Here is a 23,812-nt window from a genome sequence, read left to right as displayed (position 1 = left end):
GATGCGTCGGGGGGCTTTTGCCTGGTGACCCGCGTCAGCCCTGCTGGGGGACTTTGTTGCGCATCAGGTCGCGGATCAGGAATCGGCTGGGGTGGGTGGCCTGCATCAGACTGCGGGCCACCGGGGCGGGTTCGTCCTCCAGCAGAGCGGCGAGGATTTCGCCGGACAGCGGCGCGGTGATCATGCCGCGCGAACCATGGGCGGTATTGACGTAGAGACCATCTATCCAGGGCGCTGATGCGCTGAGTTTCAGCGAGGCGTCCTTGCTCAGCGGCAGATAGGCGTCGATCAGGCTTTGCGCGTGGGCGACGGGGCCGACGATGGGCAGGTAGTCCGGGCTGGTGCAGCGCAGCGCGGCGCGCCCGGCCAGGGCTTTGTCCAGCAGGCCTTCTCCGCCCAAAGCCTGGTACAGGCTGGGGGCTAGCCCCGCCAGCATTTGCAGGTTTTCCTGATGCTCGAACAGATTGACGCCGAGATCTTCGGTATTGAATTTGAAGGTGGCGCCCAGGCAGTGCTCGCCAAATCGGGCCGGGGAAATATAGCCCTCGCCGCACAGTACGGTGCGCAGCGCTTCGCTGTGTTCGGTTGCGCGCGCCACCGTGACTTGGCCGCGAATCTTTTTCAAGGGCAGGTGCTGGGTGGCGTCGAAGGAGCCGGTTTCCGCCGCACCGGCCAGAATGACCACGGAGCCGATGGCCACGGAGCCTTCATCGCCGATGGCGACCCAGCTTTTGTCCAACGGGTTGTAATCCAGCTCCACGATGGTGCGGCTGGTGCGAACCTGGATATTGGGATGTTCCACCAGTTTGCGCACCAGGGCGGGCGGGTTGATCCAGCCGCCCTCCGGAAAGAACAGGCCGCCGTGCTGCAGTTCGACGCCGGCCAGCTCGCTGGCCTCGCTGGCGTCGACCGGGCGCAGGAAATCGGCGCCAAAACCGGCTGAGGCCAGGCCTTGCTGGCGTTCCGCCTCGGCCGCGTCATAGGCCAATTGCAATACGCCGCATCCGCGCCAGTTCGCGTCGTCTTCCGGCAACTGGGTTTTCAGCGTGCGGAGACTGTAGCCGTAGCCGGACAGGATCAGGCGGGTCAGCGGGGTGAAGTGTGGAGACAGCTTGGTGTACAGCACGCCTTGCGGGTTGCCGGAGGCGCCGCGGGCCAGTTCGGGCAGGCGTTCCACCACGGTGACTTGCCAGCCGCGGCAAGCCAGGCTGTAGGCGCTGGCGGCCCCGGCGATGCCGCCGCCGATGACAATGGCGCTGCGTTCGCCATGACGCCGCGCCGGGCGCGCGAACCACGGCGGCGACCACTCTCCGGCGGGCAGGGTTTGCAAATGACCGTGGCTCATTTCCCGCTTGTGGCCGAAACCGGCGGTTTTGCTGACGGCGAAGCCGGCTTCGCTCAAGCCGCGGCGCACAAAACCTGCGCTGGTGAATGTGGCGAAGGTGGCGCCGGGCGCCGAGAGCCGCGCCATGGCCTGGAACAGCTCCGCTTGCCACATGTCCGGGTTCTTGGACGGAGCGAAGCCATCAAGGAACCAGGCGTCGACGCGAGCGTCCACCTCCGGCAGCACTTCCAGAACGTCGCCGATCAGCAAGGTCAGCGTGACGCGTCCCTGATTCAGCAGCAGGCGGTGCCAGCCAGGGGGCAGGGCCTGGTATTGGGCCAGCAATTGTTGGGCCAGGCCGGCGAGCTGGGGCCAGAGCGCCAGCGCCTGGGTCAGATCGCGCGGGGTCAGTGGAAATTTCTCCGCGCTGATGAAGTGCAGGCGCGTGTCGACCGGCGCGTATTGCAGAAAACACTCCCACGCGCACAAGAAATTCAGTCCGGTGCCGAAGCCGGTTTCCGCAATGGTGAAGTGGCCGCCGGAGGGCAGTTCGGCGAAACGTTCGGCCAAGCGGTTGTGCCGCAGGAAAACATGGCGGGTTTCGTCCAGGCCGGAGGCGCGGGAGAAATAGACATCGCCGAATGCGAGGGAAACCGGTTGACCGTCTTGCCAGTCAAGTTGAGCGTGTGGGGTCATGCGCGCGGAGTCGGGGCGCGGCGCGGCGCCGCTGATGAATTAGGATGTTCTGATGATACCGTAGTTTCGCGCTGCGATCAGCGCCGCTCCTCGAGACAGCGGCTGAGCCGGCTCTCAGAGCCTGTTCAAAGCCTGCTGCGCTTCGTGGAGCGTTGCACGGTGAGTGCAAGCTCAAAATGCTCATGTACCCCTCGTACACTCGGCTTTTTCACTCGTTTTCGCCTTGTCTCGCTATCGCTCGCTAGATCGTAAACATACCTCAGACGATGCGAGAGGCGGCCAGATCCAGCTGTTCCGGTGCCAGGCTGTCCAGCCGTAGAGGCACGGCTTCGGCCAGCTGCGGGTAATGCTTGCCCAGCGAACGGTAGTAGAGCGGATCGTAGTGTTTGGCCAGCAAATCCGCTACCAGCGCATCAAAGCGGCGGTCTAGGATCATCTGGTTCCAGGCCTCCATTTGCTCCCCTGAGTGCAAACCCTTCAAAAAACCCAACTGGCGGATCAAGGTCTCTGGGTCTTGCAGGTAGAAGGCGTAATCCTCAAGCAGAAAGCGCACACGCTCGGCCAAGGGCACGTCGATCAGCAGGCAGTCGCCTTGGTGCATCTGACGATACAGCGCGTCGGGCAGGGTGACGAAGCCCACTTTCTTGCTTTCCGACTCGATGAAGACGGGCCGCATGAGGTCCAGGCCGCGAATCTGTTGCAGCAGCAAGGTGTCGAACCATTTTTGCGACGGCTGCGGCAAGTCCGGCAGGCGGCCGAGCACAGAGCCGCGGTGATTGGCCAACTGCTCCAGATCCAACACTTGGTGGCCGGCGCGCGCCAAGGCATGCAGCAAGCGGCTTTTACCGGAGCCGGTGGGGCCGCAGATCACGCGCAGTTTGAGCTGCCCCGGAAGCTCATCCAGCCATTGCAGCGCTTGGCGACGGTAGGCTTTGTAGCCGCCCTCCAACTGATGCGCTGGCCAGCCTATCTGTGCGAAAATCAGCGCCATGGAGCCGGAGCGCTGGCCGCCGCGCCAGCAGCATATCAGCGGGCGCCAGGATTTGGGGCGGTCGGCGAAGCGCTCTTCGATGTGCCGGGCGATATTCTTGGCGGCCAGCGCCGCGCCGACTTTGCGCGCTTCGAATGGAGAAACCTGTTTGTACAGCGTGCCGACGCGAATCCGCTCATCGTTGTCCAGAACCGGGCAGTTAATGGCGCCAGGAATATGATCCTCAGCAAATTCTGCCGGGGAACGGACGTCGATGATCTCGTCAAACTGCCCTAGCTGTGATACGTTCGCGACCTTGAAAAGCATAAATATGGCGGAGTCCGCAAATGGCTGAAATCAAATTGACGCAATTGTCTCACGGCGGCGGCTGCGGCTGCAAAATTGCCCCGGCGGTGCTGGAGTCCATTTTGTCGACGGCCAAGGAAAAAATGGCCTTTCCCAATCTCTTGGTGGGGGCGGAAACCAGCGACGACGCCGCGGTGTATCAATTGAACGCCTCGCAGGCGATCGTGGCGACCACTGATTTTTTCATGCCCATCGTAGACGATGCTTATGACTTTGGCCGCATCGCCGCCACCAACGCGCTTTCAGACATCTACGCGATGGGAGCGACGCCCATCATGGCGCTGGCCATTGTGGGCATGCCGGTGAAGGTGTTGCCGGTGGAGACCATCCGCGACATTCTTTCTGGCGGCGAATCGGTGTGCCATGCCGCGGGCATTCCGCTCGCCGGCGGTCATTCCATCGATTCCCCCGAGCCTATTTACGGGCTGGTCGCTTTGGGCGTGGTGCATCCGGACCAGCTCAAGCGCAACAGCGAGGCGCAAGATGGCGACGTGCTGATTCTGGGCAAGGGCCTGGGCGTTGGCGTGCTGGCGCAGGCGATGAAAAAAGGGGAGTTGGACGACAAGGGCTACCAGGCCTTGATCGCCTCCACCACTAAGTTGAACACCGTGGGAGCGGAGTTGGCGGCCATGGACGGGGTGCACGCGCTGACCGACGTGACCGGCTTCGGCCTGCTCGGCCACGCCTTGGAAGTATGCAAGGGCGCGATGTTGGCGGCGCACATCGATATGACCGACGTGCCGGTGATCGAGGAAGCCCGCGTTTTTGCGGAGCAAGGCTGCGGTCCTGGCGCGATTGAGCGCAACCTGGCCAGTTTCGGCGAGCACGTTGACTTTGGCGCGGATCTGCCGGAGTGGCAACTGCGCCTGCTGGCCGATCCGCAGACCAGCGGCGGCTTGCTGGCCGCGGTGGCGCCGGAGCAGGCGGACGAGGTTTTGGCGCGTTTCCAACGCGCCGGCTTTGGCTATGCCGCCAAGATCGGCAGGCTGGCCGCGGGCGAGGCTCGCGTCATCGTCCGCTGAGCGGCGCGAGATGAACGACGAAAAGCCGAAGAGCCCGTCGCTGGTTGCCCGCGACCGGCCTTTGACGGAACTGGCCCGGCTTGCGCCGGGCCGGGTAAGCGCCGCGCGCGGCCCCGCCGCCGGCGACACTCATGTTTCGTGGTTCGACGGCAGCGTGGCGGCGGGCTTTCCGTCGCCGGCCGACGACTATCTTGAGCGTTCGCTCAATCTCAACGACTTTCTGATCCAGCATCCGGATACCAGTTTCTTTGTGCGCGTTTCCGGCGACGCCATGGCTGGGGCCGGCATTTTCGACGGTGACCTGTTGATCGTCGATCGCCTGCCGCCGCCGCGCCACAACGACGTGGTTGTGGCGGTGGTGGGCGACGAGTTTCTGGTGCGCCGGCTGCATCTGAGCCCAGCTCATGCCTGCTTGCGCGCCGCGCAAGCAGGCTGCGCCGATTTGCCGGTGGAGACCGGTGTGGAGATCTGGGGCGTGGTCAGCGCGGTGGTGCGCTCGTTGCGCTAGCCTTGCCGGGCGACCATTCCAGTCCCAGGCCAGGGTTTCTCCGTTGAAGTCACCATATTTCCCGCTGCATTGGCTGTTTTAGAATTTGTTAGGCGATGTCATCGGGCGGGCGGCTCAAGACTCGAGGCCTTTTGTCATAGCCTGGCTGGATACCGCTCTTAATGCATGAGTTAAGTTTTTCGGCAATGCCATGGGGCAGTGACGCCAAGTTGAAAATTGGGTTCAAGATCGACAATAGAGAGGCTTGAAAAGCAACTGGCCATGCCCAAATAGTGCATATCAACGTTCCGAAGGAGCCACTCCATGCGATTCGACAAGCTGACCACCAAGTTCCAGCAGGCGCTGGGGGATGCCCAGAGCCTGGCCCTGTCTCAAGACCATGCCTATATCGAGCCGCAGCATTTGCTGCTGGCCATGCTAGACGACGCCGACGGCGGCATTGCCGGCCTGCTGGCGCGCGCCGGGGTCAATGTGCCCGGCCTGAAGGGCGCGCTAAACCAATCTTTACAGCGTTTGCCGCGGGTGCAGGGCAACGGCGGCGAGATCACCGTGTCGCGGGATTTGGCTAATCTGTTGAACCTGAGCGATAAGGCCGCGATGAAGCTGGGCGACGAGTTCATCGCCAGCGAGCTGTTCCTGTCCGCGTTGAGCCAGGACAAGGGCGAGGCCGCTCGGCTGTTGAAAGAGCATGGCGGCCAGCCAGCGGCGATTCAGGCTGCGATTGACGCGGTGCGCGGCGGCGAAAACGTCTCCAGCCAGGATGCGGAGAGCCAGCGCGAAGCCTTGAAAAAGTACACTCAGGATCTGACCGAACGCGCGCGTCAGGGCAAGCTGGACCCGGTGATCGGCCGTGACGACGAAATCCGCCGCGCGATCCAGGTTTTGCAGCGGCGCACCAAGAACAACCCGGTGTTGATCGGGGAACCCGGCGTCGGCAAGACTGCCATCGTCGAAGGTCTGGCTCAGCGCATCGTTAACGGCGAAGTGCCGGAAAGCCTGAAAAACAAACGCCTGCTGGTGCTGGATCTGGCCGCGCTGATCGCCGGCGCCAAGTTCCGTGGCGAGTTTGAGGAGCGACTGAAAGCGGTATTGAATGATCTGTCCAAGGACGATGGCCAGACCCTGATCTTCATCGACGAGATCCACACTCTGGTGGGCGCGGGCAAGGCCGACGGCGCGATGGACGCGGGCAATATGCTGAAGCCGGCGCTGGCGCGCGGCGAACTTCACTGCATCGGCGCCACCACGCTGGACGAGTATCGTCGTTACATTGAAAAGGATGCGGCGCTGGAGCGCCGCTTCCAGAAAGTACTGGTTGGCGAGCCGTCGGTGGAGGACACCATCGCCATCCTCCGCGGCTTGCAGGAAAAGTATGAGATTCATCACGGCGTGGACATCACCGACCCGGCCATTGTCGCCGCCGCCGAACTGTCGCAGCGCTACATCACCGATCGCTTCCTGCCTGACAAGGCCATCGACCTGATCGACGAGGCCGCCAGCCGCATCAAGATGGAACTGGATTCCAAGCCGGAGGAAATGGACCGGCTGGACCGCCGGCTGATTCAACTGAAGATCGAGCGGGAGGCGGTGAACAAGGAAAGCGACGAAGCCTCGCAAAAGCGGCTGAAGTTGATCGAGGACGAGATCGCCGAGTTGTCGCGCGCTTATGCGGATCTGGACGAAATCTGGAAGGCGGAAAAAGCCGCGCAACAGGGCTCGCAGAGCATCAAGGAGGAAATCGAGCGCCTCAAGGTGGAAATGGAGGACCTGAAGCGCAAGGGCGATTGGCAGAAGCTGGCGGAGCTGCAGTATGGCAAGCTGCCGCAGCTGGAGGCGCGGCTGAAGGACGCGGAGGCCGCCGGCGCCGGCGAGCAGGCCAAGCCCAATCGCTTGCTGCGCACCCAGGTGGGGGCGGAGGAGATCGCGGAAGTGGTCAGCCGAGCCACCGGCATTCCCGTGTCCAAGATGCTGGAAGGCGAGCGCGACAAGCTGCTGCGCATGGAGGACGTGTTGCATCAGCGCGTGGTGGGGCAGGACGAAGCGGTCAGCGCGGTGGCCGACGCCATCCGCCGCTCCCGTTCCGGCCTGGCCGACCCCAACAAGCCTTACGGCTCCTTCCTGTTCCTGGGGCCGACCGGCGTGGGCAAGACCGAGCTGTGCAAGGCATTGGCCGGATTCATGTTCGACAGCGAAGACCACCTGATCCGCATCGACATGTCCGAGTACATGGAGAAGCATTCGGTGGCGCGGCTGATCGGCGCGCCGCCGGGTTATGTCGGCTACGAGGAGGGCGGCTATCTGACCGAGCAGGTGCGACGCAAGCCGTATAGCGTGATCCTGCTGGACGAGGTGGAAAAAGCGCACCCGGACGTGTTCAACATCTTGTTGCAAGTGCTGGACGACGGCCGCTTGACCGATGGACAGGGCCGCACTGTGGATTTCAAGAACACGGTGGTGGTGATGACGTCCAATATCGGCAGCCAGCAGATACAGGCAATGGACACCGATGATTATCAGGTGATCAAGCTGGCGGTGATGGCGGAGGTGAAAACCCAGTTCCGGCCGGAGTTCATCAACCGCATCGACGAGGTGGTGGTGTTCCACGGCCTGGGCGAGCAGCATATCAAGTCCATCGCCCGCATCCAGCTTAAGAGCCTGGAAGGCCGGCTGGCGAAGCTGGATCTGGATTTGCAGATCAGCGAGGAGGCGTTGGCGCTGTTGTCCGAAGCCGGCTTCGATCCGGTTTACGGCGCGCGGCCCTTGAAGCGGGCTATCCAGTCCGAGTTGGAGAACCCGCTGGCCAAAGCCATCCTGGCAGGAGAGTACCCGCCGAAATCCACCATTATGGTGGAGGCGCGCGACGGCCGTCTGAGCTTCGCCTGAGCATGTCCCGCTCATGAAAAAAGCCCGGTTATCCGGGCTTTTTCTTTGCGCGGCGACGTCAGCCGCGATCAGGGTGGCGGAAGCAGGCGGACATATGGTCATTGACCACGCCGCAGGCTTGCAGATAGGCGTAGATCACCGTACTGCCGACGAAATTCATGCCGGCTTTCTTCAGCGCCTTGCTGATGCGGTCGGACAGTTCGGTGCTGGCGAGCACCCGCTCGTCGTCGCGACGGCGCAATATGGGCCGGCCGTCCACATGCCCCCACAGCCAATCTGCGAAGCTGCCGTGTTGCTGTTGCATCTGCAGAAACACCTTGGCGTTGCGGATGGCGCTCTGGATCTTCAACCTGTTGCGCACAATCCCGGTGTCCTGCATCAGGCGCTCAACGTCGCCGTCGTCCATCGCCGCCACCTTCACCGGGTCAAAGCCGTGAAAGGCGCGGCGGTAGCCGTCGCGCTTGCGCAGGGTGGTAATCCAGGACAGGCCGGCCTGAGCGCCCTCCAGAATCAGCATCTCGAACAGCTTGCGGTCGTCGTGTTCAGGACATCCCCATTCCTCGTCGTGATAAGCGACGTAGAGGGGATCGTCGCCGCACCAGGCGCAACGGGTTGGGACGGACATCAGCGGTTATGCAGCAGGATGTCGCACTGCAGCCCCATTTTTTGCAAGCCGGTGCGGCTTTGCAGGTTGATCACCAGAGGATTGCGGATGTTCGCCTTCATCGTGGATAAGGCGGGATGTTGTTCGTCGGCCTGATTGCTCAGCATGAGCAGGATGGCCACATCCTGCGGCTGTTGCAATTTCAGTTCGGACACCTCGGCGTCGTCCAGTTCGATCTCGTAGCGGATGTCCAGCGCTTCCGGCGTGGTGATGCTGAAGATGACGCCAGGGTCGTCCAGCGATTGCAGCCAGAATACCTGGGGCTGCGCCTGAGTGGCGTTGTGAAAGAGCTTGAAACGGGTGCAGTTTTCCAGCGCGGGAATGCCGCGCGGGAAAGTGATGACGGTGCTCTCGTCGATATCGACTTGGCCGAGCTGGCTGGACTGGAACCGCATGGCGTGCCTCCTGGCGTGACAATGTTCTCATTATGCATGGCGGCGGCGGCAATTGCACAAGCGGAACCCCGCCGGTGGAGAAGATTGCAAGCTGTGGTTGTGGCCGCGGGTTTAACAACCTATATCAATATTACTCGAATGTCGTATTTGAATTGGGTTGCGGCCGGCCGGCAGAGTGCCCGCGCGCGATGCTAAGGGGGAGATCCCATGGGCTTGCCAGCAAAGCGGTTTCTGATTCTTGAAGACCAGTTGGTATTGCGGAAATTGATTTCTCGTCAGGCCAGCTTCTTTAGTCGTTACGAAGTGGCCATCGATGAGTTCAGCGACCCGGCTGAGGCGTTGCGCAGCATCGGCGAGAACAGCTACGACCTGATTGTCACCGATATCGGCATGCCGGGCATGAACGGCATCGACTTCATCAAACATGTGGCCTTGCTTGGTTACCGGGCGGCGCTGCTGATCATCTCCGGCTATGACGGCAAGACGCTGAACACCATCAGCGAGATGGCCTGCAGCCTGGGCATAGGCAGCACCCGTTTCCTATCCAAGCCGTATTCGGCGGAATCCTTTCTCACCGCGCTCAACAGCATCTTCAACGATCTGGAGCGCGCCTATCAGGTGCAGCAACTGGAAGTGGAGAGCTTTTTCGCCGACGTGTGTTCCGGGGAGTTCAAGCTGGAGCTTGAGCCGGTCTTGAGCCTGCCCGGCCACCGGCTTGCAGGCTTTGACGTGACGGCGCTGATCCGCTCGCAAGGGCGGGTGGAGTGGAGCGCGGGGCTGTTCAATGTGCTGGCGCGGCGTAAGGGAATCTCCGCCCTGGTGCTGGAGGAGTTGGTGGCGCGCATCGCCAATTTGCTGACTGGTTTGCGCCAGCAAGGGCTGGGTGAGGAGTGCGATTTCAACGCCCGCATCGACAAAGCCTGCCTGGAGAGTGAAAACCTGTTTGATCACTGTCATTCCCTGTTGCAGCAGCGAGGCGTGCCGCCGCGTTTGCTGGGCTTCGAGTTGGCCGAAGGCCTGGGACCGCAATCGCCGGCTCAGGCTTTCGAGAACGTCGCCAAGATCAAGTATCTGGGGTTTCGCCTGATCGCCGATCACTTCGGCACCGGCTCGTTGACCCAGAGCAATATGCTCAAGCTGCCGTTCGACCATGTGAACATCCCCATCGAATCCCTGCGATGGATAAGAACCATGCTGGGAGCGGATCCGCAGGCGTTGCGCTTTTTGCGTATTTACGGCTTGCCGCCGGGGGCGATTACCGTAAGCGGCGTCGATGAGGAGGAGGACGTCGCGCTGGCTCAGGAGATGGGATGTCCTCGCGTGCAGGGCGCTTGTATGGCCTTGCCGGTACGCGAAAACGAGTTAAGCGACTATTTGCGGCGGAGCCAAGAAACCGCGGCGGCGGAAGGAGGCGCGGGATGAGCGTTGCGGCAGTGGATTTTTCGCGGATGCGGATATTGGTCGTGGACGATCAAACCCTGGTGCGTTCATTGATCAGCCAGGCCTTGCAGACCATGGGCATGCGTTCGGACGCCATTTTTCAAACCGCGGACGGCACCGCGTCGATGCGGTTGTTGGACATCCGCATGGTGGACCTGGTGCTGTGCGATGTGCAGATGGCGCCGATGAACGGCATGGACTTGCTCAAGGAATTGCGCTGCGGGCATACCATGAATCCTTCCAACCTGCCTTTCGTGTTTTTGTCCGGCCATGCGGACCGCAGCAATGTGGTGCTGGCCAGTCAGCTCCACGCCGACGGCTTTGTGGTCAAGCCGCCTAAGCCTGCCGATGTCGAGAAAGCGATTGTGGCGGCGATGCAGCGCAAGCGGCCGGAAATCGACCCGTTCAGCTACTACGGCGTGGCCACCGGCACCGAATACGACCGCAAGGTCTTTGGCCGGCTGTTCGACGCTCCGGCGTTGCCGGAGGCGCCGTCGGGCACGGCGGTGAGCTTGCTGACGGTCAAGGCCGGGGCGGTGCTGGCCCAGGATCTGTTCAGCAAGCACGGCCATTTGTTGCTGCCGCGCGGCGCCGCCATTTCCGCCAACCAGATCACGGTATTGCGTGATTTCAGCGATCGCTACGGCGTGTTGCGGCTTTTCGTCGAGGAGATTTCCGAGACCGAAGCCGAGTCGTCCCGAGAACATTGAGTGCCGTCGATGAAGTTCGCCAGGCCGCGCCAGGACCATATCAAATCCATCCGCCGAGCGGTCATCCTGATCGTGCTGTTGCTGGGCGTGCTGCAGGCGATGGCCATTCTGCGTTTGTTGAACGAGTCCTGGGACTCCTATCGCACGGCCAGGCACGTGGCCGAACTCAACCGCGATATTTCCGCCTTGTATCAGGCGGTTAGCTCGGAAAACCTGGAAAGCAGCAAGCTGCGCTTGTTGTTGACGGCGAAATCCCCGCCTACGCCGCAACAGCGAGAAGAGCTAAGCTGGCTGGCCCGCAATACGGACGCCAAGTTCAGTGTGGCGCTGGCCTCCATTCCCGTCATGACCGGGATGGATGCCTCCAGCCAGACACGCATGCGCAATCTGGCCCACGATTTCAAAGTGCTGCGAGAGGAGTCTTACGCGGAATTGCGCCGGCCGGATTTTCAGAATGAGTCTTTGAGCAACTTGCTGTATTTGGTCACGGCGCGGATGCGCAACGAGGCCGGCGGCATTCTGGCCGCGGACACGGCGCAGTTGGCAAGCCAGGGCGACCCCACCCTCAACAGCCTGATGATGATCAAGCAAAGCTTGTGGCAGTTGGGCGGCCAATTGCGCGGCAACGTGGTGGCGTTGATCATGCGGGAGCAGTTGGGACATCGAATGAACCGCGACATCGAGGATGACCTGGCCTTCCGGCTAAGCTCCGCGATGTTGATGGTGGAGCAGCTGCGGCCAGTGATTTTGGGGGTGCGCGACGACGCATTGAAAGCCGAGTTCACCAATCTGGCCACGTTGACGCTGAAGCTGCAGTTAGTGGTCAAGCTGCAGCTTGAGCAGATCGACGGCGCCCAGTCCTTCAATCAGGCCACGAATTTTCGCGCCAGCTTGGCGGAACTGGACGGGGAGTTGAAGCGCGTCTTCGACATGGTGGAACAGATGACGGCCGATCGTATTGACGAGAGCCGGCGAGTCAATTTGTTCCGCATGGTGCGCGACGGCTTGTTCGGTTTGTTGGCGCTTGGCCTGATGGTGGTGTTGCTGTACTACATGGTGCGCCGGGTGCTGCGGCCGCTGTCCGCCTTGAAACATATGTTGGACGCCTCCGGCGACGCGGTGCTGATCGTCAATAGCAACGGGCGGATCGAGATCGCCAACGCGGGGGCCGGCAAAATGTTCGTTTATCCTCAGGCGGCGCTGCATGGCATGTCGGTCTACAGCTTGCTGGAGGTGCCGGGCGGGGCCGCGCATCTGACCCAGGCCTTGAACGATCAGGAAACGGTAGCATTGGCCGGGGAGGGCTTGTCCGCCAACGGCGAGCGTTTCTATGTGACGATTTCCCTCAGCCAGTTCAGCAACAGCCGGGACCACGGCTGGCGCATGCTCACGGTGCGCAACGAACAGCAAAGACGGCAGGCGGAAACCACGCTGGAGCGCAGCGTCGAATTGTTGTCCGCGATTTCGGTGGTGGAAGGCATGCTGTTGGCGCGAGAGCCGCGGGACAAGGTGTTTGAAGAACTGCATCGCGTGTTCTGCCACCATACCGGCGCTCGCGAATGTCTGTTGGTGGCTTGGTCGCCGTTGGACGAGGGCGGGCAGTCCCTGTGCTTGCAGGCCGGCCAATGGCCGCCGGAGTTGCCGCCGTTGTCGGAAGTGGCGTATGCGGCCGCCCCGCTCAGTCAATTGTTCCAACTGCTCAGCGAGCGATCCACCTGGATTTCCCTGCCGGTGATGCTGGGCGGCGATGTCGCCGCCGCGGTGTGCATGCAACAGCCGGACGTGTACCGGCTGGGCGTAGGCATGCAGCCTCTGATCGGCGCTTACGCCAATATTCTGGGATTTTACGATGAGGAGGCGCGGCGCAAGGTGTCGGAAGCGCAGTTGCGCACCGTGCTTCAGGAAGAGGAGGCGGTGTTCGCCTCGTCCCCGGTGGGCTTGCTGCGCCTGAACGAGCAATTGCAGATTTCCCGCTCCAATCAAACGGCGGAAATGATTTTCGATGTTGGGGTTTACGGCCTGGTTGGCATGCACTTGATGGAGTTGATGGCTTCGGATCAGGGCTGGATCGAGCTGACCGAGCATTTGCAGCAAATGCGGCAAGGTACGCGCGTTCACTGTGAGCTGGAGTGTTTTACCGGCGCCGGCCTCCCGATCTGGGTCTTGTTCGAAGGCCAGATGGTGGCGACGGAAACGGTGGAAGGGGTGATGATCCTGGCCTGCCTGGACATCACCGAACGCAAGATGGCCGAGTTCGAGCTTCGCATGGCGCGAGACCAGGCCAATGCCGCCAACCGCGCCAAGAGCGCCTTCCTGGCCACCATGAGCCACGAGATCCGCACGCCGATGAACGGAGTGCTGGGCATGTTGGAGTTGTTGAACATGACCCGGCTGGACGGCGAGCAGCGGGACGCGGTGGCCACGATACACGACTCCGCGCATACGCTATTGCGTTTGATCGACGATATTCTGGATTTCTCCAAGATCGAGGCAGACAAACTGGAGATTGTCACCGCGCCCACGGCGATGCGGCCGTTTTTGGAGAGCGTTCGCAGCCTGTATCAGGAAAACGCTTATAAGAAGGGCTTGGATTTTCAGCTGGAAGTGGATGATCAACTGGCGCCGACGCTGGTGCTGGATCCCTTGCGCTTACGGCAAATTCTGCAGAACTTCATCAGCAACGCGATCAAGTTCACCGCTCAGGGCGGCGTGATCATCCGCGTCAAGGTGCTTAGCACCATGGCCAATTATCAGTCGCTCAGTTTTGAGGTGGAGGACAGCGGCATCGGTATGACCGAGGAGAGTTTGTCCCGGTTGTTCCAGCCTTTCACCCAGGCGGACTCCGACACCACCCGGCGCTTTGGCGGCACCGGTCTGGGGCTTGCCATCTGCCGACGGCTGGCCGGACTGATGGGCGGTCACGTGGAACTGGAAAGCCAATTGGGCAAGGGCAGTTGCGCGCGCTTGTTGCTGGAAGCGGAGTGGTCGGAACAGGTGGTGGCGCCGGTCAGCCTGCCCCAGGTTCACGTGCCGGCGGAGACGCCGCGCGAAGAGGAGATCGAAACTGCGGCGCCTTCTCCGGAGCAAAGCGTGCTGCCCATTCTGTTTGCCGAGGACAACCCGACCAACCGCAAGCTCACGCTCAAGCAACTGGAAAAGCTGGGCTATTCGGCGGAGTGGGCCGAGGACGGCGAGCAGGCCTTCGCCAAATGGCAAACCGGCCGCTACTCGATGATTCTGACCGATTGCCACATGCCGGGCATCGACGGTTATCAACTGGCGCGGCTGGTGCGCGCACAGGAGCAAGAAGAGCCGGCGCGGGGTCATATTCCCATCGTCGCCTGCACCGCGAACGCCGCCAAGGAGGAGCTGGACAAAACCCGTGACGCGGGCATGGATGATTTTCTGACCAAGCCGCTGTCGATCGCGGAGCTGTCCGCTGCCCTGCAAAAATGGACGACGACGGGAAGCGTTCCGGAAGCCGCGCCTCCGCCGCCTGCCGCGGCAGGGCCTGAGGACGGGCCGGTGGACCGCTCCGTTCTGCAGGTGTACAGCAACGGCGACCTGCAAGTTGAGCTGGAGATCCTGCGAGACTTCCAGCAAGGCAACGCCGAGGACGTGGGCGAGTTGCGCAGCGCCATCGCAGAAGGCTCGAGCGACCGCGTCAGCTTTGCCGCCCACCGAGTCAAGGGCGCCAGCCGCATGGTGGGCGTCAATGCCTTGGGCGCTGCCGCCGAGGCGGTGGAAAAGGCGGGCAAGGCCCAGTCGCTGGAGCAGGTGACGGCCCTAATGCCGGCCTTCGACGCGGCGCTGGCCGAGTTTGACGCCTGGATGGCCCGGCAGAATGAAACCAATTTGGCATGAGGGTCTGTCGTTTGTTGCGCTTCGTCAGATATGGCGTGATGAGTAGCGTGTCGAAATGCTCATCAACCACTCGTACATTCCGCTTTTTCACTCGTTTTCGCCTTGTCTCGCTTTAGCTCGCGAGATCGAGAACAGCTGCTTTACCCGCTCCGCTCTGTCCGTCGTTCTTCGCCTTTGCTCGCTAGACTTTGAACAAGTACAGAGGCGCGCCAAGGTCGGCTAAAATGTCCAGCCATGAGCGAGCCGACATCACTTTACCCACAGTTGGAAGCGGCGCTGCTGTGCCGCGACGTTGAGCGCAAGATGGTGCTGGCGGTTGAGGCCTTGCACGGCTGGCGCGTCGACGCGCTGCCGCGCAACACGGATGCGCCGCCGCCATACCCGTTGCCCGAGGCTGGGCGTCCTCCGCTGCCGGAGCTGGTGCATCCGTCCAAGGTGCCCAAGCGCAGCCTGTCCACGCGCCAGGGGCATGCCGCCTTGCTCCACGCCATCGCCCACATCGAATTCAACGCCGTCAACCTGGCGCTGGACGCCGCTTGGCGGTTCCGCGCGATGCCGGATGCTTTCGTCAGCGATTGGCTGCAGGTTGCAGCGGAAGAGGCGCGCCACTTTTCCCTGTTGCTGCGGCGTCTGCGGGAACTGGGGCACGACTACGGGGATTTCCCGGCCCACAACGGTTTGTGGGCGATGAGCTGCAAGACCGATTACGATCCGCTGGCGCGCATGGCTCTGGTGCCCAGAGTGTTGGAAGCCCGCGGCCTGGACGTGACGCCGGGCATACAGCGTCGGCTGGCCGGCATCGGCGATCACGGGAGCGTAGCGGTGCTGGACATCATCTTGCGCGAGGAAGTGGGGCATGTGCGCATCGGCAACACTTGGTTTGGCCGGCTGTGCCGACAGCGCGGCCTGGAGCCGGAGACCTGTTTTCAGGAACTGCTGCGACGCCACGATGTCCAGCTTTACCGCGGGGCTTATAATCTGGCCGCTCGCGAGCGGGCGGGGTTTTCAGCCAGGGAGCTGGAAGCGCTGCGCGCCTTGTGCGAAGACGACACCGCTTCAGCCGGCTAGACTGCCGGCGGCCTTACCTGGAACGACGAAACATGCTATTGAATTTGTTTAAGAAGATGCAAAAGCAGCGGCGCTTCGCCATGACGGTGCTGCTGCTCAGCACCTTGATCTTCGCGCTCAGCTCGGCCCTGTGGCGCGGCTTTGACGGCGGCCCCGGCCCGTTGCTGGCCATTTTGTGTCCGTTGGCGATGCTGCTGGCCTTGATCTGCCAGTTCAGCGCTTTGCTGGCATTGGCGAAAAGACCTTAAACCAAAAAAGGATTTTTAAAACAGCGGCTTAAAGTGTTGATTGCGGACCACGCACGGACTTGACTGGCATCGGCAGGCCGCGCATAATCGCCCCCGTATCGATAAGGGTCAGGGCTCCACATTGGGTGGAGCCTTTGCTTTTTGGAATTTTCGGAGAAACCGAGTCATGGACCATCAGGCATTCCTGCGCCAATTGGAAACCAACGCGCTGCCTGCATCCGACTTCAACCATCGCGCGCATCTGTACGCCGCCTGGGCCTATCGTCGCCAATACCCGGCGCCGGAGGCTGCCGCCCGTTGCGCGCGCGCGCTGTCCCGTTTCGCCATGGTGAACGGCGCGGCGATGAAGTACCACCACACCCTGACCATGGCCATCCTGGTGATTCTGTACAGCCGGATGGCCAGCCAGCCGCAGTTGCTGGAAGACTGGGAAGCGTTCGCCAGCCACTGCCCGGACATGCTGGCCGACCCCCGCGCGGTGATCCTGCAACACTATTCTTCAGAGCGCCTGGACGACGATTCGGCGCGCAAAGGCTTTGTCGAGCCGGACCGCGAGCCGTTGCCGATGTCCTGTTTGCTGCACTGAGCCCACGCTCAACGAACCCCACCAGAATAAACAATGAAAGCACCGGAACTTCTGCTGCCGGCCGGCACGCTGGACAAGATGCGCGCCGCCTACGACTTTGGCGCCGACGCCGTCTACGCCGGCCAGCCGCGCTACAGCCTGCGCGCCCGCAATAACGATTTCAAGCTGGAAGAGCTGAAGCAGGGCATAGACGAAGCCCACGCGCGCGGCAAACTGTTTTTTGTCGCTAGCAACATCTTGCCGCACAACAGCAAGATCAAGACCTATATGGCCGATATGGAGCCGGTGATCGCGATGAAGCCGGACGCGCTGATCATGGCCGATCCAGGCCTGATCATGATGGTGCGCGAGAAGTGGCCGGAAGTGCCCATCCATTTGTCGGTGCAGGCCAATACCGTTAACTACATGGGCGTCAAGTTCTGGCAGAAGCTGGGCGTGTCGCGCATCATTTTGTCGCGCGAACTGAGCCTGGACGAAATCGCCGAGATTCGCCAGCAATGCCCTGACATTGAACTGGAAGTGTTTGTGCACGGCGCGCTGTGCATCGCTTATTCCGGCCGCTGCCTGCTGTCCGGCTATTTCAACCATCGCGACCCGAACCAGGGCACCTGCACCAACGCCTGTCGCTGGGATTACAAGGTGCATGATACCCAGGGCGATGATGCCGGCGATGTGCAGACCATCAAGTTCGACTTCAACAAGGCCCTGGAAGAGGCCAACCAGAGCTTCGCCTCCTGCGGCGGCGCCGAGCGTCATCCGTTGGCGGACAAGACCTATCTGATTGAAGAGGGCAGCCGCCCCGGCGAGCTGATGCCCATCATTGAAGACGAGCACGGCACCTACATCATGAACTCCAAGGACCTGCGCGCGGTGGAGCAGGTGGAGAAGCTGGCCAAGATCGGCGTGGATTCGCTGAAGATCGAGGGCCGCACCAAGAGCTTGTACTACGTGGCGCGCGCCGCTCAGGTGTACCGCAAGGCCATCGACGACGCCGTGGCCGGCCGCCCGTTCGACCTCGGCTTGCTGGCTGAGCTGGACGGCCTCGCCAACCGCGGCTACACCCCGGGCTTCCTGGAGCGCCACCAGACGCAGGAATATCAGAATTACATCACCGGCCATTCCAAGGCCAAGCAGAGCCAATACGTGGGCGACGTGCTGTCCGTGGATGCAGAAGGCTGGGCGCTGATCGAGGTGAAAAACCGCTTCGCGGTGGGCGACCGCATCGAAGTGATTCATCCCAGCGGCAACCAGATCATCGAACTGGCCCAGATGACCCGCAACGATCAGCCGGTGAGCGTGGCGGCCGGCAACGGCATGCAAGTCAAGATCCCCGGCATGCAGGGCAAGGAGAAAGCGCTGCTGGCGCGGCTGTTCTGACCCAGAGGGGAGCAATGAAGCAAGACAGGCGGCTAATGGCCGCCTGTTTTTTTTCGTGATTGCGACGTTTTCGGTCAACTCTATGCCGTGATCGTGCGTTTTGAGTACTGTGGATTGGGTGAACTTCACCTCGGATTGTTGATAATAGTGAACGTTTGGAGTCGGTGTGTGGCGTAAGTGTTTATTTTTTTGCACTGCAAGATCAATAAAAGTTGCGTGCATAAAAAAATATGGTTAAAAAGTAGTGACGTATCAGAGAGAAATGTAAATTTTATTAAACATTCGCTGAGCGTGGAGACAAGAGGAGACGATGTGAGCAGCAATGGCCGCCTGGCGGTCGCGCATCGGCATGGAGGCTCAGGCTTCGCATGCAGGTTTCCCTGGCCGTTTATCGACACCCGCCACTTAGAACGCGGGGCGCAACGGCCTGAATCACGACCCTTAGCACCTCGAAAGTTGCAAACCGTTACGCGCGGACAGATGGCATGACGCGCTGCGGGGTGTAAGTTGGCATGAGCAGCACGCGATGGGCGGCGCCGGAACCGGTCCGCCAGCCGCAAGCTCGTGCCGCATTCGACCCAGGTCCGCCCAGGCGGCCGGGGGAAATGGAGCAGCGCCATGGCCCGGCAACGGGCGGGAAGCGTGGCGCTGAGGTTGCCGTTATCGGGTCGCCCGATGTTCGCTGGCCGCAGGCCCGGCATCGGACAGCGCGGCCCGTTCCATTAGGAAGCCTGTCATGCAGAATAAGCTGGTTCGCAAAGCGCTGTGTTCGTTGCTGATGTTGCTGCCGGTCGCGGCGGCGCAAGCCGAAGACAAGGTGCTCAATGTCTACAACTGGTCGGACTATATCGCCAAGTCCACCATTCCCGGATTTGAAAAACAGAGCGGCATCAAGGTTAAGTACGACGTCTATGACAGCGACGACACCTTGCAGGCCAAGATGCTGACCGGCCGCGCCGGTTACGACATCGTGGTGCCCACCTCCAACTTCATGGCCAAGCAGATCGAGGCCGGCATCTACCAGAAGCTGGATAAGTCCAAGCTGCCCAATCTGGCCAATCTGGACAAGGCGCTGATGGCCAAGATCGTGGACGCCGACCCGGCCAACGCCCACGGCGTGCCCTGGGCCTACGGCACCGACGGTCTCGGCTACAATCTGACCAAGGTCAAGGCGGTGCTGGGCAAGGACGCGCCGCTGGACAGCTGGGACATCCTGTTTGATCCCAAATATGTGTCCAAGCTCAAGGGCTGCGGCGTATCGGTGCTGGACCAGGCCAACGACGTGTTCGCCGTCGCCTTGCACCACTTGGGCAAAGACCCCAACAGCAAGAACCCCGCCGACTACCAGGCCGCTTTCGAAGCGCTGAAGAAAATCCGCCCCTACATCACCCAGTTCAATTCCTCCGGTTATATCAACGACCTCGCCAACGGCGACATCTGTATGGCGCTGGGCTTTTCCGGCGACGTCAACATCGCCAAGCACCGCGCTCAGGAATCGAAGCGGCCGTACCAACTGGCCTATGTGATTCCCAAGAGCGGCGCGCCGCTCTGGTTCGATGTGATGGTGGTGCCGAAGGACGCGCCGCATCCCGAGGCCGCGCTTAAGTGGATCAACTACATCCAGTCGCCGGAAGTCAACGCCGCGATCACCAATGAGGTGTTCTACCCGACCGCCAACGCCGCCGCGCGCAAATACGTGAAGCCGGAAATCGCTAACGACCCGGGCGTGTATCCGCCGGAGTCCGTCGTTAAAACGCTGTTCCTGCTCAAGCCCCTGCCATCCGACATCATGCGTCTGCAAAACCGCTTGTGGACGCAGTTGAAGACAGGGCGCTGAGCCAGGTATCCAACAACGCCGCCGCGCCAGCCTGAACCGGGCCGGCGGCTGTCCTGAGTCTATCCGAGCGCAAGCGCGCCGCTGGCCAGTCAGGCCGGCGGGCACGCGCGCGGCCGGTTCGTATGTGACAGGAGGAGGGAAGGCGCGATGTCCGGCCGCCGCGGCCGTGGGTATCCGGGAGAAGAGTTCAAGAGGAGGCCGTTCAACCGGCAGCCCGCGTTATAAGTTGTTCAAATTCTGCTGCGCGTAGTGAGGTGCGACTTGGCGAGCGCCGAATTCGAAATGTCCATGTACTCCATGCCCATTCGTTTTCTCCGCTGTTTGCGCCATGCCTCGCTCCAGCTGGCTGGACTTTGAACCGCTTCCAAGACGGGCCTGGGGGACGGCGCAAAAGCAATGCAAGCGAGCCGGATCAAACCGGCCATGTGGTGCTGACATGAAAAGTCTTAAGCTAAGCCGTTGGCTGCCGTCGGGCAGAACCACCGTCATCGGCATGCCGTTCCTGTTTTTGCTGGTGTTCTTCCTGCTGCCCTTCCTGCTGGTGGTGGGCATCAGCTTCTCGCAGCAACAACTGGGCATTCCGCCTTACACCCCGCTCACCAAGCTGGAAAACGATGTTTTCACCATTGCGCTGAACATTGGCCATTACAAGTTCATGCTGGGTGACGATTTGTACTTCGCCACCTATATCAGTTCGGTGAAGATGGCCTTCGTCTCCACCGTGCTGTGTCTGTTGATCGGCTATCCGATGGCTTATTACATCGCCCGGGCTTCGGATAGCGCGCGCAACACTCTGATGATGATGGTGATGCTGCCGTTCTGGACGTCCTACCTGATCCGCGTCTACGCCTGGATCGGCATCCTGAAAAACGACGGCTTCCTCAATCAGTTCCTGCTGTGGCTGGGCGTGGTCGATACGCCGCTGCGGCTCTATCACACCAACTGGGCGGTCTATATCGGCATGGTGTTCTCCTACCTGCCGTTCATGATCATGCCCTTGTACGCCCACCTGGTGAAAATGGACCTGCGGCTGCTGGAAGCGGCCTACGACCTGGGCGCCAGACCGTGGAAAGCCTTTGTCCAAGTGACCTTGCCGTTGTCCAAGAACGGCATCATCGCCGGCAGCCTGCTGGTGTTCATTCCGGCGGTGGGGGAGTACGTGATTCCGGAACTGCTGGGCGGCTCCGACACGCTGATGATAGGCCGCGTGATGTGGGATGAGTTCTTCAACAATATGGATTGGCCGATGGCGGCGACGGTGACCTGCGCGATGGTGCTGCTCTTGCTGGTGCCGATGGCGCTGTTCCAGCACTACCAGGTCAAGAATATGGAGGCCGCGAGATGATCAAGCCCAACAAGACGCTGTCCTTCCTGGTGCTGGGCCTGGGGTACGGCTTTCTCTACCTGCCGATCGCGCTGCTGGTGTTGTATTCCTTCAACGAGTCCAAACTGGTGACGGTATGGTCCGGTTTTTCCACCAAGTGGTATGCCGCGCTGCTGCAGGACGACGAGCTGATCAACGCCGCCTGGCTCAGCGTCAAAATCGCGCTGATGACCGCCACCGCCTCGGTGGTAATAGGCACCTGGGCCGGCTTCGTGCTGGCCCGCTTCGGGCGCTTCCGGATGTTCACCCTGTTCGCCGGCATGATCAACGCGCCGCTGGTGATTCCCGAGGTGATTCAGGGCATCTCGCTGCTGCTGTTGTTCGTGGCGATGGAACAGGCCTTCGGCTGGCCGGAAGGACGAGGCGTGTTCACCATCTGGATAGGCCACGTGATGCTGTGCGTGTCCTATGTCGCCATCGTGGTGCAGTCGCGGGTGCGCGAATTGAATCTGTCGCTGGAAGAGGCGGCGATGGATCTGGGCGCGCGTCCCCTGAAGGTGTTCTTCGTGATCACGCTGCCGCTGATCTCGCAGGCGCTGGTGTCGGGCTGGCTGCTGTCGTTCACGCTGTCGCTTGACGACCTGGTGCTGACCGCCTTCCTGTCCGGCCCTGGTTCCACCACCTTGCCCATGGTGATCTTCTCGCGGGTGCGCCTGGGGCTGAATCCGGAGATGAACGCGCTGGCAACGCTGTTCATCGTGCTGGTGTCGGCCGGGGTGGTGGTGGCCAACATCTATATGCGCATGGCGGAGCGCAAGCGTGAGCGCGAGATGAAACTGGCCTTTGCCCAGGCCTGAGCCTGGCGTTGCATAAAAATATAAAACACGCATGCCGGCGCGGCGTTGCCGCGCCGGAGCGTCCGTGGATGAGCGCAGGCGGTTCTCGAATGTTGTATCCAAAGTCATGCAACAAGGGAGTGGGAAATGAAGAGAATACTGATCAGCGCGCTGATAGCCGGCCTGCCTGGCATGGCATTGGCCGATGCCAAGGCGGACGAGCTCGCCAAGCTCAAGGCGCAACTACAAGCGCTGCAGAGCCAGATGCAGGCCTTGCAGCAAGCGGTGGCCGCGGCGACCGAGGCCAAGGCGCCGGCGGACGAGGCCAACGCAGACCTCAAGGAGAGGGTGGCCGGCATGGAGCTGAAGGTGGACAAGCTCAACAACGCCACCACCGACGGCCCGCTGGCCGGACTTAGCGTCACCGGCTACCTGGACCCAACCTATATCTACAACCGCGCCAACAATAGCTCCGGCTTCCAGTTTCTGAATCATCAGAATACCTATGCCTACAGCAACAGCACCTTTGGCGACGTCTACCTCGACATCAAGAAGACCTTTGGCGTGGGACCCACCGCCCCCAGTGCGGAAATCAGCATCATGCCCAACCGCGGTTCTGGCAACACCCTGCTGGATGGCGGCAGCGGCAACAACATTATCAACACCGCGCAGTTCACCTATCCGCTGTCGGACACCTGGTCGTTGACCGCCGGCCTGGTCAACAGCTTCGGTGGTTATGAAATGCAGCAATCCAACCAGATGACCACGCTGACCCACGGCCTGTTGTACGACTTCAGCGTGCCGGGCTCCTATGTCGGCGCCGGCTTCAATTGGGCGCACGGCGACTGGGCGTGGAAGTTCATGCTGGGCAATGAGCAATACCGCACTCATGCCAATCTGGCCTCCACCGGCAGCAATGGCGATACCGGCAACCCCATCGTCAAAAGCAACAACACGCCCACGCTCACCGGCCGGGTTGACTACACCTGGAGCAGTGCGCTGGACCTGGGCTGGTCCTTCAATGCCGGCCGCCAGACGCTGCTGACCAGCGCCGCCCAGTCCGCCAGCAATCCCGCGCCGGTGAGCAACGGTTGTCTGGCCGGCAACAGCGGCTTTGGCTACCAGTGCGTCAGCAAGGACCCATACAGCAATTACTTCTATACCGAAGTCGACGCCAGCTACACCTTGAACGATATCCAGTACAACGCCGAGTTCGATTACGGACGGCAGCAGAACGCCGCCTGGAACGGCGGCGCGGCGCAATGGTATGGGGTCTCGTTGCTTGGGCACCGCAAATGGGTGACAGATCTCCTGGGCAAGATGGGCGCCACCTTGCGTTACGACTACCTGAACAACAGCAAGAACGGAGGCGGCGGCGCCGGCGTCGCGCTCAATGCCAACGGCTACGACGGCGTCAACGGCTTTGGCGTGTCGCAGGCTTGCGTGGCCAGCGGCGCGGCCGACTGCAAGGGCGCCAATCGCCAGGCCTTGACCGCGGACTTGTTGTTCTATCCGACGGACCAACTGACGCTGAAGTTCGAGTACCGGCACGACTGGGCCAGCCAGGACGTGTTCCTGCGCAACGACGGTCGCTTCCGTCGCAGCAACGATATGTTGGGCGCGCAGGCGGTGTACAGCTTCTGATTAGGAGCGAGGACGGGCGGCCCGGCGCGGGCCGCCTTTTGTTTTGCCCG

General features: G+C 61.6%; 18 protein-coding genes. 14 read left to right on the top strand and 4 right to left on the bottom strand.

Translation table 11 applies throughout. The features are described from left to right. Window positions 1–34: 34 nt before the first annotated feature. Entirely contained in the window at window positions 35–2,020 is a 1,986-nt protein-coding gene (gene mnmC / locus ACUXV1_RS01895) for a bifunctional tRNA (5-methylaminomethyl-2-thiouridine)(34)-methyltransferase MnmD/FAD-dependent 5-carboxymethylaminomethyl-2-thiouridine(34) oxidoreductase MnmC (protein ID WP_446014242.1), read from the bottom strand. A 259-nt stretch (window positions 2,021–2,279) separates the two neighbouring features. Next, window positions 2,280–3,317 (bottom strand): tRNA 2-selenouridine(34) synthase MnmH, encoded by a 1,038-nt coding sequence (mnmH, locus tag ACUXV1_RS01890; RefSeq protein WP_446014243.1) that lies wholly within the window; start codon window positions 3,315–3,317, stop codon window positions 2,280–2,282. A gap of 20 nt (window positions 3,318–3,337) precedes the next feature. Between mnmH and selD the strand changes: the two genes are divergently transcribed. From selD to clpB, 3 genes are all read left to right on the top strand, one after another. Beyond that, the gene (gene selD, locus ACUXV1_RS01885; protein ID WP_446014244.1) at window positions 3,338–4,378 is read left to right on the top strand and encodes a selenide, water dikinase SelD; all 1,041 of its coding nucleotides are present in this window, start codon (window positions 3,338–3,340) and stop codon (window positions 4,376–4,378) included. Between the two features lie 10 nt (window positions 4,379–4,388). Further along, window positions 4,389–4,886, top strand: a complete 498-nt coding sequence (locus ACUXV1_RS01880) for a LexA family protein (RefSeq protein ID WP_081554943.1) — start codon at window positions 4,389–4,391, stop codon at window positions 4,884–4,886. Between the two features lie 303 nt (window positions 4,887–5,189). Next, window positions 5,190–7,769, top strand: a complete 2,580-nt coding sequence (gene clpB / locus ACUXV1_RS01875) for an ATP-dependent chaperone ClpB (RefSeq protein ID WP_081554942.1) — start codon at window positions 5,190–5,192, stop codon at window positions 7,767–7,769. 58 nt (window positions 7,770–7,827) lie between these two features. Here clpB and ACUXV1_RS01870 read toward each other — a convergent pair whose 3' ends face one another. Beyond that, a complete protein-coding gene (locus tag ACUXV1_RS01870) occupies window positions 7,828–8,394 on the bottom strand; it encodes a DNA-3-methyladenine glycosylase I (protein ID WP_446014245.1) in 567 nt (188 codons plus the stop codon). Next, window positions 8,394–8,828: a flagellar assembly protein FliW gene (fliW, locus tag ACUXV1_RS01865; RefSeq protein WP_043631175.1), complete on the bottom strand. Its 435-nt coding sequence runs from the start codon at window positions 8,826–8,828 to the stop codon at window positions 8,394–8,396. The genes ACUXV1_RS01870 and fliW overlap by 1 nt, the downstream gene beginning before the upstream one ends. 207 nt (window positions 8,829–9,035) lie before the next feature. Between fliW and ACUXV1_RS01860 the strand changes: the two genes are divergently transcribed. The 11 genes from ACUXV1_RS01860 to ACUXV1_RS01810 all read left to right on the top strand — a co-directional run bounded on the left by ACUXV1_RS01860 (window position 9,036) and on the right by ACUXV1_RS01810 (window position 23,762). After that, window positions 9,036–10,250 (top strand): EAL domain-containing response regulator, encoded by a 1,215-nt coding sequence (locus ACUXV1_RS01860; RefSeq protein WP_446014246.1) that lies wholly within the window; start codon window positions 9,036–9,038, stop codon window positions 10,248–10,250. Continuing rightward, window positions 10,247–10,978: a response regulator gene (locus ACUXV1_RS01855; protein ID WP_052370219.1), complete on the top strand. Its 732-nt coding sequence runs from the start codon at window positions 10,247–10,249 to the stop codon at window positions 10,976–10,978. Before ACUXV1_RS01860 ends, ACUXV1_RS01855 begins: the two co-directional genes overlap by 4 nt. A 9-nt stretch (window positions 10,979–10,987) precedes the next feature. Continuing rightward, window positions 10,988–14,842, top strand: a complete 3,855-nt coding sequence (locus ACUXV1_RS01850) for an ATP-binding protein (RefSeq protein ID WP_203391358.1) — start codon at window positions 10,988–10,990, stop codon at window positions 14,840–14,842. Between the two features lie 234 nt (window positions 14,843–15,076). After that, window positions 15,077–15,910 carry a ferritin-like domain-containing protein gene (locus ACUXV1_RS01845; RefSeq protein ID WP_446014247.1) on the top strand — a complete coding sequence of 278 codons (834 nt, stop codon included), beginning with the start codon at window positions 15,077–15,079 and terminating at the stop codon, window positions 15,908–15,910. Window positions 15,911–15,942: 32 nt separating this feature from the next. Next, complete coding sequence (locus ACUXV1_RS01840) at window positions 15,943–16,158, top strand: hypothetical protein (protein ID WP_019101450.1); 216 nt, start codon at window positions 15,943–15,945, stop codon at window positions 16,156–16,158. Between the two features lie 166 nt (window positions 16,159–16,324). Beyond that, the gene (locus ACUXV1_RS01835; protein WP_043631185.1) at window positions 16,325–16,744 is read left to right on the top strand and encodes a hypothetical protein; all 420 of its coding nucleotides are present in this window, start codon (window positions 16,325–16,327) and stop codon (window positions 16,742–16,744) included. Window positions 16,745–16,777: 33 nt separating this feature from the next. Beyond that, the gene (trhP, locus tag ACUXV1_RS01830; RefSeq protein ID WP_019101452.1) at window positions 16,778–18,121 is read left to right on the top strand and encodes a prephenate-dependent tRNA uridine(34) hydroxylase TrhP; all 1,344 of its coding nucleotides are present in this window, start codon (window positions 16,778–16,780) and stop codon (window positions 18,119–18,121) included. Window positions 18,122–18,857: 736 nt separating this feature from the next. Further along, window positions 18,858–19,958 (top strand): polyamine ABC transporter substrate-binding protein, encoded by a 1,101-nt coding sequence (locus tag ACUXV1_RS01825; RefSeq protein ID WP_114152239.1) that lies wholly within the window; start codon window positions 18,858–18,860, stop codon window positions 19,956–19,958. 436 nt (window positions 19,959–20,394) lie between these two features. Beyond that, window positions 20,395–21,303 (top strand): ABC transporter permease subunit, encoded by a 909-nt coding sequence (locus ACUXV1_RS01820; protein ID WP_043631192.1) that lies wholly within the window; start codon window positions 20,395–20,397, stop codon window positions 21,301–21,303. Next, complete coding sequence (locus tag ACUXV1_RS01815; protein ID WP_043631195.1) at window positions 21,300–22,139, top strand: ABC transporter permease subunit; 840 nt, start codon at window positions 21,300–21,302, stop codon at window positions 22,137–22,139. Before ACUXV1_RS01820 ends, ACUXV1_RS01815 begins: the two co-directional genes overlap by 4 nt. A 126-nt stretch (window positions 22,140–22,265) precedes the next feature. Next, window positions 22,266–23,762: a DUF3138 family protein gene (locus tag ACUXV1_RS01810; RefSeq protein WP_446014248.1), complete on the top strand. Its 1,497-nt coding sequence runs from the start codon at window positions 22,266–22,268 to the stop codon at window positions 23,760–23,762. The last annotated feature ends 50 nt before the right edge of the window (window positions 23,763–23,812 follow it).

It is taken from the genome of Chromobacterium sp. W521, assembly GCF_052805975.1.
This window is presented reverse-complemented; position numbering and strand designations above follow the sequence as displayed.

Excerpts from the sequence above, each read along its gene's own strand:
- ACUXV1_RS01860 (WP_446014246.1), top strand. The coding sequence starts at position 9,036 with ATGGGCTTGCCAGCAAAGCGGTTTCTGATTCTTGAAGACCAGTTGGTA.
- fliW (WP_043631175.1), bottom strand. The coding sequence starts at position 8,828 with ATGCGGTTCCAGTCCAGCCAGCTCGGCCAAGTCGATATCGACGAGAGC.
- ACUXV1_RS01810 (WP_446014248.1), top strand. The coding sequence starts at position 22,266 with ATGAAGAGAATACTGATCAGCGCGCTGATAGCCGGCCTGCCTGGCATG.
- ACUXV1_RS01840 (WP_019101450.1), top strand. The coding sequence starts at position 15,943 with ATGCTATTGAATTTGTTTAAGAAGATGCAAAAGCAGCGGCGCTTCGCC.
- ACUXV1_RS01825 (WP_114152239.1), top strand. The coding sequence starts at position 18,858 with ATGCAGAATAAGCTGGTTCGCAAAGCGCTGTGTTCGTTGCTGATGTTG.
- ACUXV1_RS01820 (WP_043631192.1), top strand. The coding sequence starts at position 20,395 with ATGAAAAGTCTTAAGCTAAGCCGTTGGCTGCCGTCGGGCAGAACCACC.
- ACUXV1_RS01870 (WP_446014245.1), bottom strand. The coding sequence starts at position 8,394 with ATGTCCGTCCCAACCCGTTGCGCCTGGTGCGGCGACGATCCCCTCTAC.
- ACUXV1_RS01850 (WP_203391358.1), top strand. The coding sequence starts at position 10,988 with ATGAAGTTCGCCAGGCCGCGCCAGGACCATATCAAATCCATCCGCCGA.
- selD (WP_446014244.1), top strand. The coding sequence starts at position 3,338 with ATGGCTGAAATCAAATTGACGCAATTGTCTCACGGCGGCGGCTGCGGC.
- mnmC (WP_446014242.1), bottom strand. The coding sequence starts at position 2,020 with ATGACCCCACACGCTCAACTTGACTGGCAAGACGGTCAACCGGTTTCC.
- ACUXV1_RS01880 (WP_081554943.1), top strand. The coding sequence starts at position 4,389 with ATGAACGACGAAAAGCCGAAGAGCCCGTCGCTGGTTGCCCGCGACCGG.
- clpB (WP_081554942.1), top strand. The coding sequence starts at position 5,190 with ATGCGATTCGACAAGCTGACCACCAAGTTCCAGCAGGCGCTGGGGGAT.
- mnmH (WP_446014243.1), bottom strand. The coding sequence starts at position 3,317 with ATGCTTTTCAAGGTCGCGAACGTATCACAGCTAGGGCAGTTTGACGAG.
- ACUXV1_RS01835 (WP_043631185.1), top strand. The coding sequence starts at position 16,325 with ATGGACCATCAGGCATTCCTGCGCCAATTGGAAACCAACGCGCTGCCT.
- trhP (WP_019101452.1), top strand. The coding sequence starts at position 16,778 with ATGAAAGCACCGGAACTTCTGCTGCCGGCCGGCACGCTGGACAAGATG.
- ACUXV1_RS01815 (WP_043631195.1), top strand. The coding sequence starts at position 21,300 with ATGATCAAGCCCAACAAGACGCTGTCCTTCCTGGTGCTGGGCCTGGGG.
- ACUXV1_RS01855 (WP_052370219.1), top strand. The coding sequence starts at position 10,247 with ATGAGCGTTGCGGCAGTGGATTTTTCGCGGATGCGGATATTGGTCGTG.
- ACUXV1_RS01845 (WP_446014247.1), top strand. The coding sequence starts at position 15,077 with ATGAGCGAGCCGACATCACTTTACCCACAGTTGGAAGCGGCGCTGCTG.